The 18,909-nt window shown below is 60.9% G+C and carries 16 protein-coding genes; 8 read left to right on the top strand and 8 right to left on the bottom strand.

Annotated elements, in window-relative coordinates; translation table 11 throughout:
* Positions 1-51: 51 nt before the first annotated feature.
* Together ACESNB_RS12505 and ACESNB_RS12500 are read left to right on the top strand one after the other, a co-directional pair.
* Positions 52-864, top strand: a complete 813-nt coding sequence (locus ACESNB_RS12505) for a TrmH family RNA methyltransferase (RefSeq protein ID WP_373007785.1) — start codon at positions 52-54, stop codon at positions 862-864.
* Positions 861-1,751 (top strand): class I SAM-dependent methyltransferase, encoded by an 891-nt coding sequence (locus ACESNB_RS12500; RefSeq protein ID WP_373007783.1) that lies wholly within the window; start codon positions 861-863, stop codon positions 1,749-1,751. The genes ACESNB_RS12505 and ACESNB_RS12500 overlap by 4 nt, the downstream gene beginning before the upstream one ends.
* A gap of 229 nt (positions 1,752-1,980) precedes the next feature.
* Here ACESNB_RS12500 and ACESNB_RS12495 read toward each other — a convergent pair whose 3' ends face one another.
* From ACESNB_RS12495 to ACESNB_RS12485, 3 genes are all read right to left on the bottom strand, one after another.
* The gene (locus ACESNB_RS12495) at positions 1,981-4,974 is read right to left on the bottom strand and encodes a TonB-dependent receptor domain-containing protein (RefSeq protein WP_373007781.1); all 2,994 of its coding nucleotides are present in this window, start codon (positions 4,972-4,974) and stop codon (positions 1,981-1,983) included.
* 180 nt (positions 4,975-5,154) lie between these two features.
* Positions 5,155-6,255, bottom strand: coding sequence for a DUF3667 domain-containing protein (locus ACESNB_RS12490; protein ID WP_373007779.1), 1,101 nt, complete (start codon positions 6,253-6,255; stop codon positions 5,155-5,157).
* Positions 6,256-6,280: 25 nt separating this feature from the next.
* A complete protein-coding gene (locus ACESNB_RS12485; RefSeq protein WP_373007777.1) occupies positions 6,281-7,906 on the bottom strand; it encodes a peptide ABC transporter substrate-binding protein in 1,626 nt (541 codons plus the stop codon).
* A 112-nt stretch (positions 7,907-8,018) separates the two neighbouring features.
* On the opposite strand from ACESNB_RS12485, the gene ACESNB_RS12480 reads away from it, so the two are divergent.
* Together ACESNB_RS12480 and ACESNB_RS12475 are read left to right on the top strand one after the other, a co-directional pair.
* Positions 8,019-8,525, top strand: coding sequence for a hypothetical protein (locus tag ACESNB_RS12480; protein WP_373007775.1), 507 nt, complete (start codon positions 8,019-8,021; stop codon positions 8,523-8,525).
* A 77-nt stretch (positions 8,526-8,602) separates the two neighbouring features.
* Positions 8,603-10,534: a DUF3604 domain-containing protein gene (locus tag ACESNB_RS12475; protein ID WP_373007773.1), complete on the top strand. Its 1,932-nt coding sequence runs from the start codon at positions 8,603-8,605 to the stop codon at positions 10,532-10,534.
* A gap of 5 nt (positions 10,535-10,539) precedes the next feature.
* Here ACESNB_RS12475 and ACESNB_RS12470 read toward each other — a convergent pair whose 3' ends face one another.
* The 3 genes from ACESNB_RS12470 to ACESNB_RS12460 all read right to left on the bottom strand — a co-directional run bounded on the left by ACESNB_RS12470 (position 10,540) and on the right by ACESNB_RS12460 (position 12,985).
* Positions 10,540-11,451, bottom strand: coding sequence for an MBL fold metallo-hydrolase (locus tag ACESNB_RS12470; RefSeq protein ID WP_373007771.1), 912 nt, complete (start codon positions 11,449-11,451; stop codon positions 10,540-10,542).
* Between the two features lie 36 nt (positions 11,452-11,487).
* A complete protein-coding gene (locus ACESNB_RS12465; protein WP_373007769.1) occupies positions 11,488-12,426 on the bottom strand; it encodes a hypothetical protein in 939 nt (312 codons plus the stop codon).
* A gap of 148 nt (positions 12,427-12,574) precedes the next feature.
* A complete protein-coding gene (locus ACESNB_RS12460; protein ID WP_373007767.1) occupies positions 12,575-12,985 on the bottom strand; it encodes a TIGR01244 family sulfur transferase in 411 nt (136 codons plus the stop codon).
* Positions 12,986-13,118: 133 nt separating this feature from the next.
* Between ACESNB_RS12460 and ACESNB_RS12455 the strand changes: the two genes are divergently transcribed.
* Positions 13,119-14,090, top strand: coding sequence for an ABC transporter permease (locus ACESNB_RS12455; protein ID WP_373007765.1), 972 nt, complete (start codon positions 13,119-13,121; stop codon positions 14,088-14,090).
* Complete coding sequence (locus tag ACESNB_RS12450; protein ID WP_373007763.1) at positions 14,090-15,001, top strand: ABC transporter permease; 912 nt, start codon at positions 14,090-14,092, stop codon at positions 14,999-15,001. Before ACESNB_RS12455 ends, ACESNB_RS12450 begins: the two co-directional genes overlap by 1 nt.
* A 368-nt stretch (positions 15,002-15,369) precedes the next feature.
* Here the strand turns inward: ACESNB_RS12450 and ACESNB_RS12445 are convergent, their stop codons facing one another.
* A complete protein-coding gene (locus ACESNB_RS12445; RefSeq protein WP_373007761.1) occupies positions 15,370-16,245 on the bottom strand; it encodes a DUF1499 domain-containing protein in 876 nt (291 codons plus the stop codon).
* A gap of 156 nt (positions 16,246-16,401) precedes the next feature.
* Between ACESNB_RS12445 and ACESNB_RS12440 the strand changes: the two genes are divergently transcribed.
* The gene (locus tag ACESNB_RS12440) at positions 16,402-16,809 is read left to right on the top strand and encodes a hypothetical protein (protein ID WP_373007759.1); all 408 of its coding nucleotides are present in this window, start codon (positions 16,402-16,404) and stop codon (positions 16,807-16,809) included.
* A gap of 39 nt (positions 16,810-16,848) precedes the next feature.
* Here ACESNB_RS12440 and ACESNB_RS12435 read toward each other — a convergent pair whose 3' ends face one another.
* Complete coding sequence (locus tag ACESNB_RS12435) at positions 16,849-18,474, bottom strand: long-chain-fatty-acid--CoA ligase (protein WP_373007757.1); 1,626 nt, start codon at positions 18,472-18,474, stop codon at positions 16,849-16,851.
* A gap of 100 nt (positions 18,475-18,574) precedes the next feature.
* On the opposite strand from ACESNB_RS12435, the gene ACESNB_RS12430 reads away from it, so the two are divergent.
* The coding region (locus ACESNB_RS12430) for a glycerophosphodiester phosphodiesterase family protein (protein WP_373007755.1) at positions 18,575-18,909 on the top strand (335 nt) is incomplete at its 3' end.

Genomic DNA, 18,909 nt, shown 5'->3' with positions numbered 1-18,909 from the left:
TGCCCTATTCAACCCTTATCCGCAAGACTTCTGCTGTAGGCCCCATTCTCCATGAATCACCTGATTGAGACAATCACCAGCCCATCCAATACGCTCATTAAGTCCTTGAAAAGTCTTGAAAGGAAGAAGGGGCGCAGCGAAACGGGCCTTTTCCTCGCAGAGGGTGCAAGACTGGTTGAACAAGGCCTTGAACAGGGCTGGAAAGCCGAGACGCTCGTCATTGCCTCGACCATGGCGGACCGGCCCCATCTGGCCGCCCTCGCCAACCGCGCCAGCGCGGCCGGCGCCCGCGTCGTGCAGGCCCCGGAAAGGCTGATGTCCAAGATCACGCACAAGGACAATGCCCAGAGCGTGATTGCCTCCTTCCATCAGGCGCACCGCTCGCTCGACGCCCTGGAATCCGAGGCCGACGGTATCTGGATCGCCCTCTATGAAGTGCGCGACCCGGGCAATCTCGGCACCATCCTGCGCACCGCTGACTGCGCCGGGGCCAAGGGCGTGATCCTGCTGGAAACCTGCTGTGATCCCTACAGTTTCGAGACCGTCCGGGCCTCCATGGGGTCAATCTTCGACATGCCGTTCGCCAATGCCACCTTTGAACAGTTTAATGCGTGGAGACAGGTCGGCCAGATGAGCCTGACAGCCGCGTCGGTAGACGGCAGGGTGCGCCACGACCAGGCACCGTTCGGGCCGCGCGCCGTGATCATCATGGGCAATGAGCAGGCCGGCCTGCCGGAGCCCATCGAGACTGCATGCGATACGCTGGCGCTGATCCCGATGCGCGGCGGCGCCGACAGCCTGAACCTTGCACAGGCGACGGCCATCATGACATACGAAGCCTGGCGGCAGAGAAATTACCAATGATTACAGAAACGAAGCTCCTGATCGCCGACGACTGGGACGATTACGCCCTGCTCGACAGCGGGCACCTGATGAAGCTGGAACGCTTCGGCAGCCAGACCGTCATCCGGCCCGACCCGCAAGCCTTCTGGGAGCCTGCCCGGCCTCTGGACAGCTGGAAGGCCGATGCCATTTTCGCCAGCAAGAGCAGCGACGACGAAAGCGGCGGCCAGTGGGAAATCCTCTCCCCCCGCGCCGCCGAGGAATGGCCGATGCGCTGGAACGACCTGACCTTCACCGCGCGGCGCACGGCCTTCCGCCATATGGGCGTATTCCAGGAACATTCGGTCCATTGGCGCTTTGCCCAAGACCAGGTCCGCGCCGCCAAGAGACCGGTTAAGGTGCTGAATCTATTTGGTTATACCGGAATGATGTCGCTCGCCTGCGCCGCCGCCGGCGCCGAGGTGACGCATCTCGACGCCAGCCCAAAATCGAATGGTTTTGGCAAGGATAACCAGGCCCTCAGCGGCCTCGCCGACAAGCCGATCCGCTGGATAGCCGACGATGCGATGAAATTCGTCGCCCGCGAAATCCGCCGCGAAAACCGCTATGACGCCATCGTCCTGGACCCGCCGAAATTCGGGCGTGGCCCCAAGAACGAGACCTGGCGCTTCGAGGAAGACCTGCCACCTTTACTTGATAACATTCGGGAATTGCTGAGCGAGACGCCGCTTTTCGTCATCGCCACAGCCTATGCCGTGCGGCTCTCCTACCTCGCCCTGTCACAGACGCTGGCTGACCGGCTCAGCCCGCTTGGCGGCGTGATGGAACAGGGAGAGATGGCCCTGCCGCAACAGGGGACAGACCGTCTCCTGCCCACGGCGCTCTACGCAAGGTGGCGCGCCGCCTGAGGTGGGACAGCCTTGCCTCTTATCCCGAGGATACGGCACTAAGGACACTGCACGAAAAAAAGCACGGTAACGGACCGGACACGGCACGGACAGCGTCCGGGCGTGCACGAGTCGTATTTCGCCCGCTTTGCGATCAGGCCGGACAGCCCCGCACCCCTGACATCAGGACAAAAGAAAACGGCGGCCCCGAAGGACCGCCGTTCCCGAATGTTTGCCGTGAGGCGTTGGACTAGAAGTCCAGCGTCGCACCAACGAAGACGTAACGACCCAAAGCGTCATACGACTGCGGGTAGGTGTTACCGTTACCCGTTGTGCCAACCGAAGCCGACAGTGGCGGATCGACGTCCAGCACATTGTTGACGCCGAAGCGGAACGTTGCGTAATCCGTCGCGCCCCAGGTACCGGCGAGATCGAAGTAGTTCACTGCATCCAGTGTGGAGTCGACGCGGCCGGTTGCACCGGTATCGAGATCGACTTCACCCATATAACGCCAGGTACCGCTGATTTCGAGTGCCTCAACTGGTGTAGCCCAGCTCAGACGAGCGCGGTGACGCCATTCTGGTGTTGGTGTCAGACAGTCGTTACCATACTTACCAACACACTCGTACTCAGCGAAGGTTTGACCGATCGGGTCATAGTCGAGAGCTTCGAGCCATGTGCCGTTCAACGACATGTTCAAAGAACCGAGCGTCCCCATATCGAAGCCGTATGCAGCACTGATATCCACACCGGACGTCGAAACGCCACCGATGTTGATATTGGTATCGACCACATTACCGGTGCCGACCCAAAGCTGGCCGTTCTGGTTACGAACGATACGGCTACAGGCGTCTGCATCATTGTTCAGGTAGCAAAGCTGCGTGGTAATCGACGCACCAACAGTCGAGATCGCCTGGGTGATATCGATGCTGTAATAGTCAACTGACAGGTTGAGGCCGGGCAGGAAGGTCGGCGTTGCCACGAAACCAACGGTGAAGGTTTCAGCTTCTTCCGGATCGAGGTCGGGGTTGCCGCCCTGCAGGAAGCTGTACTGACCAGCCGGGCTGTTCAGAGCACCGCCGTCAGCCTGGGCCTGTGTAACCTGCCACGGGTTCGTACCAATACAAGCCGCACCACCGGTGCCGTCGGCGGCCGGATCCGTGAAGTCGCAGAGGTCATCGTCAAGGTCAAACAGGTTGAAGCCCTGCGCCTGGAAGAGGTCGATGACGTTCGGCGCGCGAACGGCCTGCTGGTAGCTGGCGCGGAAACGGATATCCGACGTTGGCGCATAGTCAGCACCGAGCTTGTAGGAGCTTGCACCACTACCTGACGAGTAATCAGCGTAGCGATAAGCGCCTTCGACCGAGAGCAGCTCTATACCGGGCTGGCCCGTGATGAGTGGCATCTGGAATTCACCGAAGGCTTCGTAGGAGTCGATCGCACCGGAAAGACCGATGGTTGGACCACCCTGACCAGCACCGTCACCCGTTGCGAACGAGTTGTCGGTGACGGATTCGAGCGAGTCACGACGATACTCGATACCCATGGCAACCTTCAGGCCCTCTTCAGCCGAAGGCATCTTGAAACCATACTGGCCCATGTCGCCGGAAAGGACAGCCGACACGACGTTCTGGGTTGTCGTACCATTCTGCAGCAGTGGCACCTGAAGGTATGACAGAGCAGCGGGTGTGACGTTTCCGAGCGTGAAGATGTCCCACGGCACACAGTTCGGATCCGTGCCGTCGACAACGCTGGCACAAACCGCATTACCGGCACCATCGTCAACGACGTTGAGGGCACGATTCAAGCGATTGATCGAGAACTCGTTGGTGTAGGCACGCGACAGGGTAACCTGCGAGTACTGGGCCGAGAGATCATAGGTCCAGCCCGGTGCGTCCAAGAGGTCGCCGCGAAGGCCGACAACACCGCGATAGGTCTGGTAACCGAGGTTATCGCGGCGACCACCACCTTCGATGTTACGACGGGCAATGTAGATATCCGTCGAAGCGTCAGTGCTGATGTCCGCTGGCGAACAGCCAATGTCTGCAGCTTGCGAAGCAGACAGAAGTGGGTTGCCGCAATTCAGCGTGCTCGTTGCGAAGAAGTTACCCGTCGGGGCGATCTGCGAATTCGACTGGTAGTCCATGAACGTGAACTGCGTGTAGGCTTCGGCGTTCGGATTGATTTCATAGCGGCCCATGAAGCCCACCGAATAACGGCTGTCTGGACGCTGGTAGTAGTTCAGCGGACCGTAATTGTACTGGTCGGTCGCGTTATTGAAGTCACGGAACTCACCAGTCGCCTGGTCGATCGTGTAGTTGAAGGAGCCGAAATCAGTGAAACGACCCGGGAACGACGTCGACGAACCACCGCAGGTGAAGTTGGTCGCAGAAGCCGAACCAATGGCACATGCCGAATAATCACGCTGGCCCTGGAGCACTTCGTCATTGTCGCGGAACGAGATGAAAGCAGTCAGGTTGCCTCGACCATCATCGGTGTTAACGCCCATGATTGCGGTGATCTCTTTCGAGTAACCGTCAATCACGTTATCGTCAGGAAGCGCAAACTGCGCCGGGTTCGTCAGAGCGCGATCCGCGATTACCGAACGGAGGTCGCCGTTCGTGTCATAATCGTTATTGTGCTGGAAGAAGCCATACTGAGCGTCGATTTGAACGCCTTCGAAATTGTCCTTCATGATGAAGTTGACAACGCCCGAGATAGCGTCCGAACCGTAAACAGCAGAAGCACCACCGGTCAGAACGTCGACGCGCTCAACCAGCGCGCCTGGGATCAGGTTAAGGTCGGCAGCCGCATCGTTTGGCGAACCGTAGGGCATACGCTTGCCGTCGATGAGGACCAGCGTACGGGTCGAACCGAGGTTACGCAGGCTGACCGTCGCAGTGCCCGAGGATCCGTTCGAAACGGTCGAGTTCTGCGCCGCAAAAGCCTGTGGCAGCTGGGTGATCAGGTCTTCGACCTTGGTGACACCCTGAAGCTTGATGTCGGCGGCCGAAACCGACGTCACTGGGCTTGTGGTGACCAGGTTTGGCGACGCGATGCGCGAGCCAGTGACGTAGACAGTTGCCTGACGTGCGGTCGACTCTTCGACGACTGGTGCTTCGACGGTGTCGACAGCGTCGTCAGTTTCTTGGGCTGTAGCGAGCATGCTCGCTGATGCCATAAATGCAACGCCCGCGAATACGGACGAGGCAAGCAGGCGGGATTTCATGGTATTCCCGTTCACGATGGTACCTCCAATTGTTCAAGATGGCGCCCTAAAAGTGACGCGCGCCCGGACCCCTGATTCCGGGACTTAGTCACACCGATAGGGCTTTCGTCATGTGATCGTCAACGCGTCGTTACCTATCTGTCATCAAAAGCCATCGGGTGTGGTTTATTTGCCTCAGTTCCGGGCATCCATGCCTCAAGTCAGAAGAAAGCTGAGCACAACAAGGCCGATGGCCAAAGCTAATAGTAAGATCATGCCGAAAATCAACAGAATGGAGGTTCGAAACGCCGACAGGATCCGCCCGGTGCCGTAAGTGACCCGCAACATCCTATAAAGATAGACAACTACCGCTAAAAATCCGCCCGCAACGAGCCAGCCGGCAGAATGCGGCAGGGCCGCGGCGGCTAGTAGCAGCGCCGTTCCCAGCACATATAGAAATGTCTGAAAGTGCAGCCCGGCGATCAGGTGATCAAAAACGTAAATTCGGCGGTGCCAAGCAAAAATAAGCATCAAAATCAGTGAAAAAACCGGTAAAAACAAGATGCTAAAGCGCGGCGCCCACTGCCGGAGCCGCGCTCCGAACCTGTCCTGGTTCTCATAGACCGTGGCCGCCTGATCTGCGGCCATATAGGCCGTCGCCAAAGCGGCGGGGTCCGAATTGGGCTCAGCGCGATCCTCGACAAGCTGTTTGAGCCCTGCCCGGTCAATCTTGCCGTTCGGAAGCAGCAAATCGGCAAATGGCAGCCCTTTCTCGGCGTCGAGCGCCCCTTCCGCGATCAATTCCGGGGATTGCCTCTCGACATCCGCCTTTTCGAGTGGCTCCGTCATTTCGCCGGGAGCGGACTGGGTGTCGCCCCCCTGCGGGCCAAACGAAAAACCACTTTCCGGCGCCAGATCGAGGCCAAAACCATCAAACCAGCCCAATTCATCGCTGACCGTGAACACGGTAAGGAAAAAGATCACGGAAGCGAGCAGGAACATACGAAATGGCGGGACGTAGCGGGCCCGTTTGCCATCGAGGTAGTTGCGGGTCATCCGGCCCGGGCGGAACATGAGCATCGGCACCGACCGGAACAAACGACTGTCGAGGGAGAACATGTCCCCCAGGCTGCCGCCGATGAGTTCCCAAAAAGGCCGGTGAAAGTTCGCCGCAAGCTGACCACAGGTTGAACAGAACCTGTCCGGCACAACCTGGCCGCAATTCTCGCACGGCAGGCCGGACTGCACGGAAAAATGCATGCCGGACGACAAGCCGCCCACGGATGCGGCGCCCAATGCTTCTACTTCATGTTCCATTTCGCCCTCCCCGCGACCCAGAAATCTATTCGGCTTTCATACCCTCTCGGCACAGGAAACGCGAACGGTGCTGGTCGACGGCGTTCTCGCTCCAGCCTGTCAGGGTCGGATCGACGAGGTTCTTGGTCACCTGGAACCACATGGGCGTGATCGGATAGTCATCGAGCATAAGCTGTTCGGCTTCAGCGAAGATCTCGGCCCGCTTGTTAAGGTCCAGCTCGGCATTCGACTTGGCCAGAAGGGCATCATATTCCGGGTTGGAATAGCGCCCGTAATTCTGCTGTCCGGTCTGGGAATCGAGCAGGTAGAGGAAATTTATCGGGTCATCGAAATCCGCGACCCAGGCACCGTCGGCCACCTGGAAATCGGACTGGCGAAGCCGCGCATAGAGCACCTTCGTGTCTTGCTTGATGATGATGGGGTCCACCCAGGGCGCAATTTCGGCCCAGTTCGCCTGCGCGACCGGCGCGGCTTTCGGATTGTCGTCTGTCGAGCGGTGAATGAACTCAAACCGGAAAGGCTTGCTCGGGCCGTAGCCAGCCGCTTCAAGCAGGCGCCTGGATTCCGCGAGGCGCTCGGCACGCGGCATGTCTTTCCAGTCAACACTTGGCCGCTCGACATTGTAGTTGTCGATGCCTGGGGGGACCATCGAATAGGCGGGCTCAAAACCGGGCGTGAGAACGTTGCGGACGATGAATTCCCGGTCGAGCGCCATGGCGAGCGCCTTGCGCACGCGCACGTCCTTGAAGATCGGCTGCGAGGAGTTGATGCTCCAATAGGTGGTGTTGAGCGACGGGGTTGTGCGCGGCCAGCCCGGGAACTTCACCTCCAGCTCGGCCTGCCGGGCGCCGTCAAACGAATTGTTGATGTCGAGTTCGCCGGCCGCAATCTTGTTCTCGACGGCGGTCTGGTCCTCGAGCTCGTAGTAGACGACCCGGTCGAAGCAGACTTGGTCGGCGGCAAAGCCGGTCGGGCTCTTTTCCGACACGAGCTGGTCGCCGGTGCGCCAGTAGACCAGTTTGTAGGGTCCGTTGGTGACGATGTTTCCGGGCTGGATCCATGCGTCGCCATATTGCTCGACGACATGCTCGGGCACCGGATAGGTCGTGTAATGGGTCAGCAGGCCGGGCAGGTAAGGTGCGGGGTATTCGAGCGTGAGTTCGAGCGTCTTGTCATCAATGGCCCGTGCGCCAAGCTCTTCAGGCAATAATTCGCCGGTATTCACCTGGGCGGCGTTCTTGATGACATAGAGCAGCGACGCATATTGCGACGCGACTTCCGGCTTCTGGATCCGGCGCAGGGCGTAGACAAAATCACCCGCGACAACAGGCTCGCCATCCGACCAGACATAGTCGCCGAGATGGAAGGTCCAGACCAGGCCGGACGGGTCTGTCTCGTAACTGTTCGCCATGCCGTAAACCGGCTTGCCGTCCTCACCATGAGTCATGAGCCCGATCATCATGTCGCCGATCACGATGTTTTCCCACTGGGCCGACGATTTGTGCGGATCGAGCGTGTCGACCTTGGCCGAAATGCCCCGGCGGAGCGTTGGGACGTCGTCTGCCGCCTTGCCGCCACCACCGCCGCAGGCGGACAAGGCCAGCATCAGGGCGGCCGTCACGGTCGAACTCATCAGGGGCTTCAGCATCATGCTTCCTGTCTCCGGTGGCTTTCCGGCATGCGCCAGATTTGCCACAGTGCTGCCAGACTGGCCCGGCTTTGGAAAGCCTAGGCTCTGACACGAACACAGAGGACAACCTGCGATGAACCGATCCCTGAGCGCGATTGCCGCGATTTGCCTCGTTTCAATGCCTGCACTGGCGGAGGACGTTTCGACCGATGACGTCTATGCCTGCGTCGGCATCAGCACCGATGCCGAACGGCTCGCCTGCTATGACGCCGCCGTCGGACGCCTGAAAGCCGCTGAAGATGCCGGCGAAGTGACAACAATCACCCGTTCCGAAGTCGAGAAGGTGAATCGCGACTCTTTCGGGTTCTCGATCCGGTCCCTGCCGTCCCTGGCGCTGAAGAAGAATGGCGGGTCCGACAAGGAGCTCGATGAGATCACGACGGGCGTGACGTCTGTACGCATGGACAGTGCCGGCAGGCTGCGTGTCACGCTGGATAATGGGCAGGTCTGGGTGCAGATCGACGACAAGAGTACCCGCGCAAGAAACCAGACCGAAGCCCGCATCTATTCCGCTGCGCTCGGCAGCTACAAGATGAAGCTCGACGGCGGACTGGCCTTCCGGGTGCGCCGCGAACAATAGCGTCTTTTCCGAATTGCCTTGGCACGAGCCGATGCTTTCGGCACTCTCTCCAAAAATACACATGGAGAGGGAACGAGATGAGCAAGTATCTGGGGTGGGTCATCCCGGCCCTCGCATTGGCCGCATGTGCGCCAAGCACCAACATCGCCAATGACATCGACGCGTCTGCCACGGCTCAACCGGCAAGGGGTGCACCGGCCGCGAACCCGCTGCGCAACGCGTATTTCGGCGATGTTCACGTGCATACGAGCAATTCGTTCGATGCCTATATCTTCGGCGTACGCGCGACCCCGGACGATGCCTACAAGTTTGCAAAGGGCGAAGCCATCCGTCACCCCGCTGGCTATGACATCAAACTGTCAGGCCCGCCGCTGGATTTTCTGGCCGTCACCGATCATGGCGAATACCTCGGCGTGGTTCCCGCGATGAACACGCCGTCGTCTCCCTTGTCGCAGACCGCAATCGCGCAATCCGTGTTCGGCGCTAACGCGACCGATCCGGGCAACTCGTTCCTGCGCGTCGGCATCACGGTCGTGACGGGCGAGGAAATCGCGGAAATCTATGACCGCGATCTCATCGATTCCGTCTGGGCCGCGACAATCGACTCCGCAGAACGCAACAATGAGCCGGGCAAGTTCACGGCCTTTTCGGGCTATGAATTCACGGCCATGATGGCGGTTCCGGGCGACGGCCCGCCAGCGGCCGGCAACCTCCACCGCAATGTCATCTTCCGGGGGGAAGCCCCGCAGCGGCTGTTCTCGACGCTTGATTCCACCAATCCGGAAGACTTGTGGACATGGATGGAAGGGCAACGCAGCGAAGGCCGTGACGTGCTGGCCATTCCGCACAACTCGAATGCCTCGAATGGCGAGATGTTCGCCCTGCAAACCTATAACGGAGAGCCCCTGACGGCAGCCTATGCCGACAAGCGCATGCGTAACGAGCCGCTTGTCGAAGTATCACAGGTCAAGGGCACGTCGGAAACATCCCCCACCCTGTCGCCGAACGACGAATGGGCCGATTTCGAGCAATACGAATATTTCGTCGGCGGCACGACGAAGACGACGCCAAGCGCGGGTGACTTTGTCCGCCCGGCCTACAAGCGCGGCCTCGCCCTGCAGGAGACGGAAGGATTCAATCCGTACAAGTTCGGTCTCATCAGTTCGAGCGACACGCACGTCGCAGCAGCGTCGCTGGTTGAGGAATTCCATTGGGGCAAGACTCCCCAGGATGGTGCCAGCCCGGAAGGCCGCCGGTCGGTTCCGCCCAATGGCGCCAAGACCTGGGATGGCGCCGAAGACCCCCGGACACGTCGGGAAATAACCGCGACCCAGTTCAGCTCCAGTGGACTGGCCGGCGTCTGGGCGGAATCCAATACGCGCGAGGCCATATTCGATGCCATGAAACGCAAGGAAACCTTCGGCACATCCGGCCCGCGCATGAAAGTGCGCTTCTTTGCCAGCATGGATTATACCCCCGCAATGCTCGCCGATGCCGCCCTGCTGGAACGGGCCTATGACGCGGGCGTACCGATGGGCGGCCAGTTGGCCAAGGTGAGCGGGGATGCCGCCCCCGGCTTCCTGGTCTGGGCCGTGCGCGATCCGATGAGTGCGCCGCTACAGCGCGCACAGGTGGTCAAGGTATGGACCGATGGCGGCGAAACGCACGAGGCGATCCATGACGTCGCCTGCTCCGGCGGCGCCTTGCCGGACGCAGCGACACACCGTTGCCCGGACAATGGCGCGAGCGTCGACATATTCGATTGCAGAACCGAGCCAGGCGCTGGCGCCGACGAGCTCAAGGCCTATTGGCAGGACCCGGACTTCGATGCCGACCTCGAAGCAGCCTATTATGTGCGTGTACTGGAAAATCCGACCTGCCGCTGGTCGACATGGGACGCCGTGCGCAATGGCACGCCACCTAACCCGGAACTTCATACGACCCTGCAGGAGCGGGCATGGTCGTCACCGATCTGGTATGCCGGGTTTGATCGCCTGACGAACCAGTAGGCCGGTCAGGCGTTCATGCGGGGCAGCTCGAAGTGAGAGCGCACCGTGGGCGCCGCATCATCGGCGCGCACGACGCCGGCCTTGATCAGGGCAACCATATGTCCGAGCACGGACATCGCCGCTGCCGGGTGGAGGCGCTTTTCGACGTCTGCATACATGATCTCGACCATGGCCGGGATTGACGTTTCACCATTGCGCAGGTGCTCGAGGATCGCAGCCTCGCGGGCGCGGCGGTGGCTGGCATATTCGGTAATGAATTCGTTGACGAATTCCTTGCCGCGCACGGGGTTGCCATGCGTCGGCCAGATCGTCTCGAAACCCTTGGTTCGGATCTTCTCGAGACTGTCCATATAGTCGGCCATGTCGCCATCAGGCGGCGCGACGACCGTCGTGGACCAGCCCATGATATGGTCGCCGGAGAGGCAGGCTTTCTCTTCGCGCAGAGCGAAGCAGAGATGGTTGCAGGTGTGCCCGGGCGTTTCGATAACGTCGAGCGTCCAGCCGGGACCCGTGAACGTATCGCCGTCGCCAATCTTCACGTCCGGCATGAAGCCGAGATCGTCCGCACTCCCCAACTCGCCCTTGGCGGTCGGGACGCCGCAATTCTTTGCGTAGGTCTTGCAGCCCGCCCATTCGGCCAGCGGCATCGCAAGCGGCGAATGATCGGAATGGCCGTGGGTGACCAGGACGTGGGTAACGGTTTCGCCCTTCAGGGCCGCCTTGAGCGCCTCGAAATGGGTCTCGTCCATCGGACCGGGATCGATAACTGCCACCTCGCCGTGCCCGACAATGTACACGCCGGTGCCGACATAGGTGAAGGGGCCGGGATTGTTGGCAATCACGCGCCGAATCAGCGGTGAGACCTGCTGGACCTCGCCGTACTCAAACTCGATGCCCCGAACGAATGGAATAGCCATGCTTTAACTCCTGAACTTTCGCCTTGCTCGCCCGGATCAGCGCTTCTTAGGTGCAAACGCGCCGGCAAAAGCGACGGCCATGCGGCGCGTCGCGCGCAGCTTCGCGCCAAGCTTGAGCGCCACTGGCGGGCCCATGTCGGTCTTGTTCGCATCGACGATATATATCCGTCCGGATGTCCGGTCACGCAGAACGTCAACGCCGCCCCAGTCGAGCCCGACGTCTGCCGCAAAGCGCTCGATCACGCCAATTTCATCCGGCGTGTAGCAATTGCGAGGCTCGTCGAGCAACACTTCGACATTCTCGTTGAGGAACCGCCGCGCGAGCGGACGGCGCTTGCGAAACACGATGATCGGCGATCCGCCGACGATGCAGCAGCGCAGGTCTTCGACAAGCCCGCCGTCAATCTCGTTGTCGACCAGCAACTGGTATGTCTTGCCCGCGACAGGCGTATCGAGCGGGCCTTCCAGCACACGGCCGTCATGGGCAGCGTTCAATTCCGACTTTTCGACCATGCGGCCTTCATAAGTTGTCGGATCAACTTTCAGCGAATAGCCGGCAGCGCGTCCAAACGCTTCCGCGACGGTCGTCTTGGACACGTCCTGGCAGCCAAAATTGACCAGCAGCGCATTCTCCCGAACGGCGGGCACGGCATTGTTCGTTTCGGTGGAATCGTCAAACTGGAAAACAATATCCGCCTTGGAGACGTCGTCGATCAATTTGGAACCGGAGACATGCATGACCGGCCAGATAAAGTACCAGGGCCGTGGCTTGTCGGGATAGAACGCGATCGTGGGCCGCTTGTGGCCTGTCACGCGGCGCCATGTGCGCCAAGTCTGGGCGAAGAAGTAGAAGCAGAACCAGGTAAAAATACTCTGCAGGAGCGACAGGTCCGGCACGATTCGGTGACCGGTCTTTTTGACCAGGATCGTACCCTCGTCATATTTGAAATCCGTGATCCAGAGACGTTCGGACATCGCGTCAACTCCTGTCGCGGGAACAACGGATGGCTGCGCCCTCGCTTCGCTCTGCCTCGCACGGTGACCGATCACTGACAACACACTTAATGCCGCACGAATGTGACGTTTTGCTCACAGAAGTTTGTTCTGCGTGCCGCAGGCCCATCTAGAGCAGCGATTCAAGGCTCGACAGATCATATCCGGCAGCGCCCGCCGCATCAATGATGTCTTCCGACGCGCCTTGCCCGGCCTGGGTCAGCGCCCAGGCGGTGATGCAGCGCGTGCCCGTGCGGCAATAGGCCAGCACTGGCTGGGGCGCTTCATTGAGAATATGGCCCATCCGCTCGACGATCTCGGGTGTCGGAGCGCCCGAAAACGGCAAGGCCGCGAAGCTCAGGCCCAACGATTCGGCTTTCGCACGGATCGGGCCCATGCGGGGCTGGTCGACGCCGCCTTCGCCATCCGGGCGATTGGCAACAATGGTCTTGTAGCCCGCCGCAGCGATTGCCTCGACATCCGCTTCGGAAATTTGCGGAGCGACGGAAAAGGCGTCCGTGACGCGTCGAATGTCTGCCATGGGAAATATCCTGAATGTTGGCGCAGTCTTGATCGGCTCTGTACACAAGCTAAGGAGGATGACGCAACCTGCCAAGCTTCGGGGTTCAACTTTCGTCGCCTACCCAGTAACAGTTACGGAAAGTCACGCTCCCGTGTCATCACTTCAGAGAGCCCTCAGCCGCGTTCCATGGGCCTATACATTCCGGCGCCTGCTGATTGCCATCCCGACAATGCTGGCCATCATCACGATGGCCTTCCTGATGATGCGCGCCGCGCCGGGCGGACCGTTCGACGGCGAACGCAAGCTTCCGGCCGCCACGGAACAGGCCATTGCCGCCAAGTTCGGCTTCGACAAGCCGCTTCACGAGCAATATTTCAGCTATGTCGGAGGCGTCCTGCAGGGCGATTTCGGCCCGTCCTATAAGACACTTGGCAAGAGCGTGAACCAGCTGATCGCCGATGGCCTTCCGATTTCCCTGACCATCGGGTCACTGGCCATGGTGCTGGGGCTCGGGCTTGGCACGTCACTGGGCGTGTTTGCGGGACTCCGACAAAATTCGGCAGCCGATTTCAGCGTTATGGGCGTTGCCATGGCCGGCATATCCATCCCAACCTTCGTGACCGGACCGATCCTGATCCTGGTCTTCTCGCTCGGCGCGGGGATATTTGCCGTCGGCGGGCTGGGCCAGTACCCGAATATCGGCATGAACTGGCACAACATGACCCTGCCGATCGTCGCCCTCGCACTGCCCCAGATCGCGATCATCTCACGCCTGATGCGCGCCTCGATCATCGAGACGATGCGCTCGAATCATATTCGCACCGCGCGCAGCAAGGGCCTGTCAGAGCGCCACGTCATCGTGCGTCACGCCCTGCCCGCCGCCATGCTGCCCCTCATCTCCTATGCCGGCCCCGCCATGGCCCGCGTCATGACAGGCTCGGTCGTGATCGAGAAGATATTCGGCCTTCCCGGCCTCGGCTCCTATTTCGTCAATGGCGCCCTCAACCGCGACTACACGCTCGTGATGGGCGCGATCATCGTCTACGCCGGCCTGATCGTGATCCTGAACCTCGTCGCCGACGTGCTGTATGCGGTGCTTGATCCGAAAGTGAAGTACGACTGATGACCGAGATCAAACCCCTCCTCGATCCGACCGGCCGCGTTGAACCCGTCACACAGGCCATCATTGGCGGACGCTCGCTGTGGGACGATGCTCGTGCGCGGCTGTTCCGCAACAAGGCCGCCGTCGTCTCCATGTGGATCCTCGGCATTATCGTCCTGATCGCCGTGTTCGGTCCCATGGTCTGGGTCAATGACTACAAGGCCATCTCGAATGCGCGCACCATCGCACCGACACTCGAGGCTTGGCACATTCTGGGCACCGACATCCAGGGACGTGACCTGCTGGCCCGCCTGATGATCGGCCTGCGCATCTCGCTGACGGTGGGCATTGTCGCCACCGCCGTCAGCCTCGTGATCGGCGTGACCTGGGGCGCGACGGCCGGCTATCTCGGCGGGCGCGTCGACAATTTTATGATGCGGATCGTCGACGTGCTCTACGCCCTGCCCTTCATCTTCTTCGTGATCCTGCTGCTGACCGTGTTCGAGCGCAACATCGTCCTGATCTTCGCCGCCATCGGCGCCATCGAATGGCTGACCATGGCGCGCATCGTGCGCGGCCAGACGCTGGCCATCAAGGGCAAGGAATTCATCGAGGCCGCACGGGCCTCGGGTGTCTCGCGCCGGGCCATCATCCTGCGCCACATCCTGCCCAATGTGATCGGGCCCGTGGCCGTTTATGTCACGCTGACAATTCCCGTCGTCATCCTCGCTGAAAGCTTCCTCTCCTTCCTCGGCCTCGGCGTGAACGAACCGCTGACCTCTCTCGGCGTGCTGATCTCCGAGGGGGCCAAGACGATGGAAGAGAAGCCCTGGATGCTGCTCGCCCCGGCCCTGACCATGGCCGTGACGCTGCTCTGCCTCAACTTCATCGGCGACGGCCTGCGCGACGCGCTGGACCCGAAGGAACGCTAGCGCCTTTCCAACAGCCTGTTGCATGAAATCCCTGTTGTGACGGGCACTTCCGGCTTCCCTATCCGACCCCAAGCCCCTTGCGCGTACAATCGCACCGTCCATTGCCCTCATAGGAGGTCGCGGATCGGTCCGGATCGCCATGGGCAAAGGGTCGTGCCAGCGCCTTTGGCGGTCTTTAAGCGGATGGGTGGGGGCCTCTGCGCACGAGGGGTAGCCATGCCATTTGCCATAGCCATTGCCACAAAAGCCCCCCTCGCAACGGGGACCCTGCCTGCCCATCCGCAAGGACTGGCGCATTGTACGAGCCGGGCTTGGGGCCCGCAGCAGCCGGAGGCGCCATGCGCCGTCCGGCCATAGGTGCTGGCGGTCTAGTTCAGCCGCACCTCGATCTCGTTGAGCAGGTCGCGCACGCGTTTCGAATTCGCGCCGAGATCCGACAGGCCAACCCGGCTGATCGAACGGACATCGATGCGCGAGCCGTCGCCGTCCGGCACAACCCGGATCAGGATATCATCCTTGAAGTCGAACCAGAACGAGGTCTGCGTAGCCTCGATGCTGCCGGCCTCGACATCATTGGTGACGATGGTCCAGCCACGGTCTTCGACGGCGGCAAGGGCGGCTGCGAAGGCCATGTCATACGACGCTGCAGGCTCGACCAGCGTATCGATCTGCGGATAGGGCGCATCCTTCGGCGAAGATTGCGTCGCCGGGTCGAACTCGGCTTCTTCCTGCAGTTCGGAGACAAGGCGTCCACCCGTGCCGGGCCAGCGGGCATCAGCCCCTGCAGGCACGACAGGCGCGTCTTCAACAGTATTGAGTGCCCCGGTCGATTCGCGTGCGGCCAGCAGCGCTGCACTCGGCTGGATCGGGTTGGACCAGTCGGTCTGGACTTCATGCAGGGGCGGAAGGCGCCCGGCCTGGCCGCCAAAGGCCAGCACACGTCCGAACGCCAGCCCGGATATCAGCAAAGCGCCAAGCGCCAGCATCAGGGCCTGTTTGCGGGGTGCCTTGATCAGCGCCACGATGATCGCGATCACGGAGACGCCAAGCGCCGCCATCAGCAGCATCGGCCCCCAGCCAATCGTCATCTTGCCAAGGCCAAACTGCCAGCTCCACAGCCCGAGTTTGGTGCCGATGGCCGCCGCAGCGAACCATAGGACCGCAAAAATCGACAGGCCCAGGGCAAAGCCGGCAAACTTGCCGCGCCATCCGGCGTCTTGTGACTCTTCAGGTATGCTCGACATGCGCTCGTCTCCCTTGGTTTTCCATCAGATAACGCGATGCGCTCGCTTTGTCGCCCCCGGCCTTATCCCCCTCATTACCACCGCCGTTCAGTAACAATCGCGGCATGTCGGGGAATTTTGTCCGACACTGCCGGAACCGGCTTATAATTTCCGCCAATGTCGCTTCTCTCGCCCCCTTGGGATCTTCCCGCGCACCTGCGCCCGGCCTGGCCCTGGATCTGGCTGCAGCACCTCGTGCTCCTCGCCTGGATCCGGCTGACCTATGGAAGGGGCTACCTGTATTGCTGGGCCATCACGGACACGGGCCGCGTCGAACTGCTGTGGATCGACCGCGACTCACGTAACCCGGCCATCGTGCAGCCTGTCGAAGCGCCCGCGTCAAAGCAGCTCGCCGCCGCGCTCAGCGGCGAGGCGTTCGACCCGGTCTTTGCGCCTGCGCTGTCGCCGGCCACGTTTGCGCACATCATGCCTGCGGCCCGCGCACCCATCGTCCGCCCGGCCGCGCTGCCATTGCCGGGCTCCAGACATACCGGCAAAGCCCGCAAAGAAACCTGGTTTACATGACAGGCGCCTTCACGGGCGTTGCATCTGCTGGTCCGAATGTCAGGCCGTCGGCAGTTTATAGTCCTTGAACGTCTCACGCAGGGCCAGCTTGTTGATCTTGCCGGTGGCACCGAGCGGGATTTCATCGACGAACTGGACGTCATCCGGCGTCCACCATTTGGCGATCTTGCCTTCGAGGGACTTGAGGACCTCTTCCTTGGATGGCTTTTCACCGGGCAGCGCCTGGATGATCAGCAGAGGGCGTTCGTCCCACTTCGGATGATAGATGCCGATGGCGGCTGCGTTGGCGACCTTGGGGTGGCCGAGCGCAATGTTCTCGATGTCGATGGAGGAAATCCATTCGCCGCCGGACTTGATCACGTCCTTGGCACGGTCGGTGATCGTCATCGTGCCATACTCGTCGATATTCGCGACGTCGCCGGTATCGAAGAAGCCTTCATCATCGAGCACGTCACCGCCGTCGCCCTTGAAATAGCCCGCAGCAATCGCTGCGCCGCGCACCAGGAGGCGTCCGGATGTCTTGCCGTCGCGCGCCAACACCGTACCCGCATCGTCGACAACGCGCAGTTCGACCCCGAATGGCGGACGGCCCTGCTTCAGCTTCTGCGCCATGCGCGTATCGACATCAGCATCAATAAGGTGCGGTGGCAACGTACCGAGCGTGCCAAGCGGCGACGTCTCGGTCATGCCCCAGGCATGGACAACATCGACTTCAAAATCCTCTTCGAAGGCGCGCAGGATCTTCTCGGGGATCGCCGATCCGCCGATGATCACCTTGTTGAGATAAGGCAGCTTCAGATTGTTTTCCTGCAGGTAGTTCAGCAAGATCAGCCACACGGTCGGCACGGCGGCCGTGATCGTGACTTTCTCGGTATCAAGCAGTTCGTAGATCGAGGCGCCATCCATCTGCGCGCCCGGCATGACCATGTTGGCCCCGGTGGCCGGACAGCTGAGGGCAAGGCCCCAGGCGTTCGCATGGAACATCGGCACGACCGGCAGCACGACATCTTCCGACCCCATGCCCATGGCGTCCTTCGACATGGTCACCAGCGTGTGCAGCACGTTCGAGCGGTGCGAGTAGAGCACGCCCTTCGGGTTGCCCGTCGTGCCCGACGTATAGCAGAGGCCGCAGGCGGTGGTTTCCGGAAAGTCGCCCCAGCGCACGTCTGTCGGGCGGCCATCGATCCAGATATCGAACGGAATCGCACCCAGCGTGTTCTCCGGCATCGTGTCGGCGTCCGCGAAGATCACAAAGGTCTTCACGGTCAGGAGGTGTTCCTTGATCGCCTCGACAATCGGCAGGAATGTCTTGTCGAAGATCAGCACCTTGTCTTCGGCGTGGTTGGCGATCCAGGCGATCTGCTCGGGGTGGAGGCGCGGGTTGATAGTGTGCAGGACGGCGCCGATGCCCATCGTGCCGTACCATGCGGCCATATGGCGCTCGGAGTTCCAGCCGAGCGTGGCCACCCGGTCGCCCATGCCGATATTGATATCCTTCAGGGCATTGGAGACCTGTTTGGACGCGACATAGAGATCGGCATAAGTCGAACGCACTATATTGCCTTCAACGCGGCGCGTGATGATTTCACGTGCGCCGTGCTGCATGTTCGCGTGTTCCAGGATCTTGTTTACCGTCAGCGGCCAGTCTTGCATGATGCCTTGCATCGATATCCTCCTCTGTGCCGCCATTCGGCAGCGTTTTTTCCTCGTTGAGGTTGGGTTTATTCGGGCTATTGCTGCAGCGCAAGGAACTAGGAGTGCGACCATGCTGAGATTTGCGTTACTTGGCGCGGTGCTGGCGACGCTGGCAGCCTGCGGAGACACATCCCGTGAGGCGAGTTCCGGCGACTCCCCGGCAACGTCTGCATCGATTGCTGCGCCCGCGCTTCGCCTGCCCGCCTATTTCGACTGCGTGCGCGAGAACAAGGGCCTGCTCATCGCCGCCCATCGCGGCGGCCCCGCGCCCGGTTTTCCCGAAAATACGCTGGAAACCCTGCAACACGGCTTTGCCAACGGGATCAACGTGTTCGAGATCGACGTGGCTGAGAGCCGCGACGGCGTCATGCTGCTGATGCATGACAACCGCCTCAACCGCACGAC

The sequence above is a fragment of the Hyphomonas sp. genome, assembly GCF_041689225.1.
Classification (GTDB): Bacteria; Pseudomonadota; Alphaproteobacteria; order Caulobacterales; family Hyphomonadaceae; genus Hyphomonas.
This window is presented reverse-complemented; position numbering and strand designations above follow the sequence as displayed.

Bases quoted from the DNA above. Each gene is read 5' to 3' on its own strand.
- ACESNB_RS12435 (WP_373007757.1), bottom strand. From the start codon at position 18,474: ATGCAAGGCATCATGCAAGACTGGCCGCTGACGGTAAACAAGATCCTG.
- ACESNB_RS12470 (WP_373007771.1), bottom strand. From the start codon at position 11,451: ATGGCTATTCCATTCGTTCGGGGCATCGAGTTTGAGTACGGCGAGGTC.
- ACESNB_RS12460 (WP_373007767.1), bottom strand. From the start codon at position 12,985: ATGGCAGACATTCGACGCGTCACGGACGCCTTTTCCGTCGCTCCGCAA.
- ACESNB_RS12500 (WP_373007783.1), top strand. From the start codon at position 861: ATGATTACAGAAACGAAGCTCCTGATCGCCGACGACTGGGACGATTAC.
- ACESNB_RS12505 (WP_373007785.1), top strand. From the start codon at position 52: ATGAATCACCTGATTGAGACAATCACCAGCCCATCCAATACGCTCATT.
- ACESNB_RS12490 (WP_373007779.1), bottom strand. From the start codon at position 6,255: ATGGAACATGAAGTAGAAGCATTGGGCGCCGCATCCGTGGGCGGCTTG.
- ACESNB_RS12445 (WP_373007761.1), bottom strand. From the start codon at position 16,245: ATGTCGAGCATACCTGAAGAGTCACAAGACGCCGGATGGCGCGGCAAG.
- ACESNB_RS12480 (WP_373007775.1), top strand. From the start codon at position 8,019: ATGAACCGATCCCTGAGCGCGATTGCCGCGATTTGCCTCGTTTCAATG.
- ACESNB_RS12475 (WP_373007773.1), top strand. From the start codon at position 8,603: ATGAGCAAGTATCTGGGGTGGGTCATCCCGGCCCTCGCATTGGCCGCA.
- ACESNB_RS12440 (WP_373007759.1), top strand. From the start codon at position 16,402: ATGTCGCTTCTCTCGCCCCCTTGGGATCTTCCCGCGCACCTGCGCCCG.
- ACESNB_RS12465 (WP_373007769.1), bottom strand. From the start codon at position 12,426: ATGTCCGAACGTCTCTGGATCACGGATTTCAAATATGACGAGGGTACG.
- ACESNB_RS12450 (WP_373007763.1), top strand. From the start codon at position 14,090: ATGACCGAGATCAAACCCCTCCTCGATCCGACCGGCCGCGTTGAACCC.
- ACESNB_RS12485 (WP_373007777.1), bottom strand. From the start codon at position 7,906: ATGATGCTGAAGCCCCTGATGAGTTCGACCGTGACGGCCGCCCTGATG.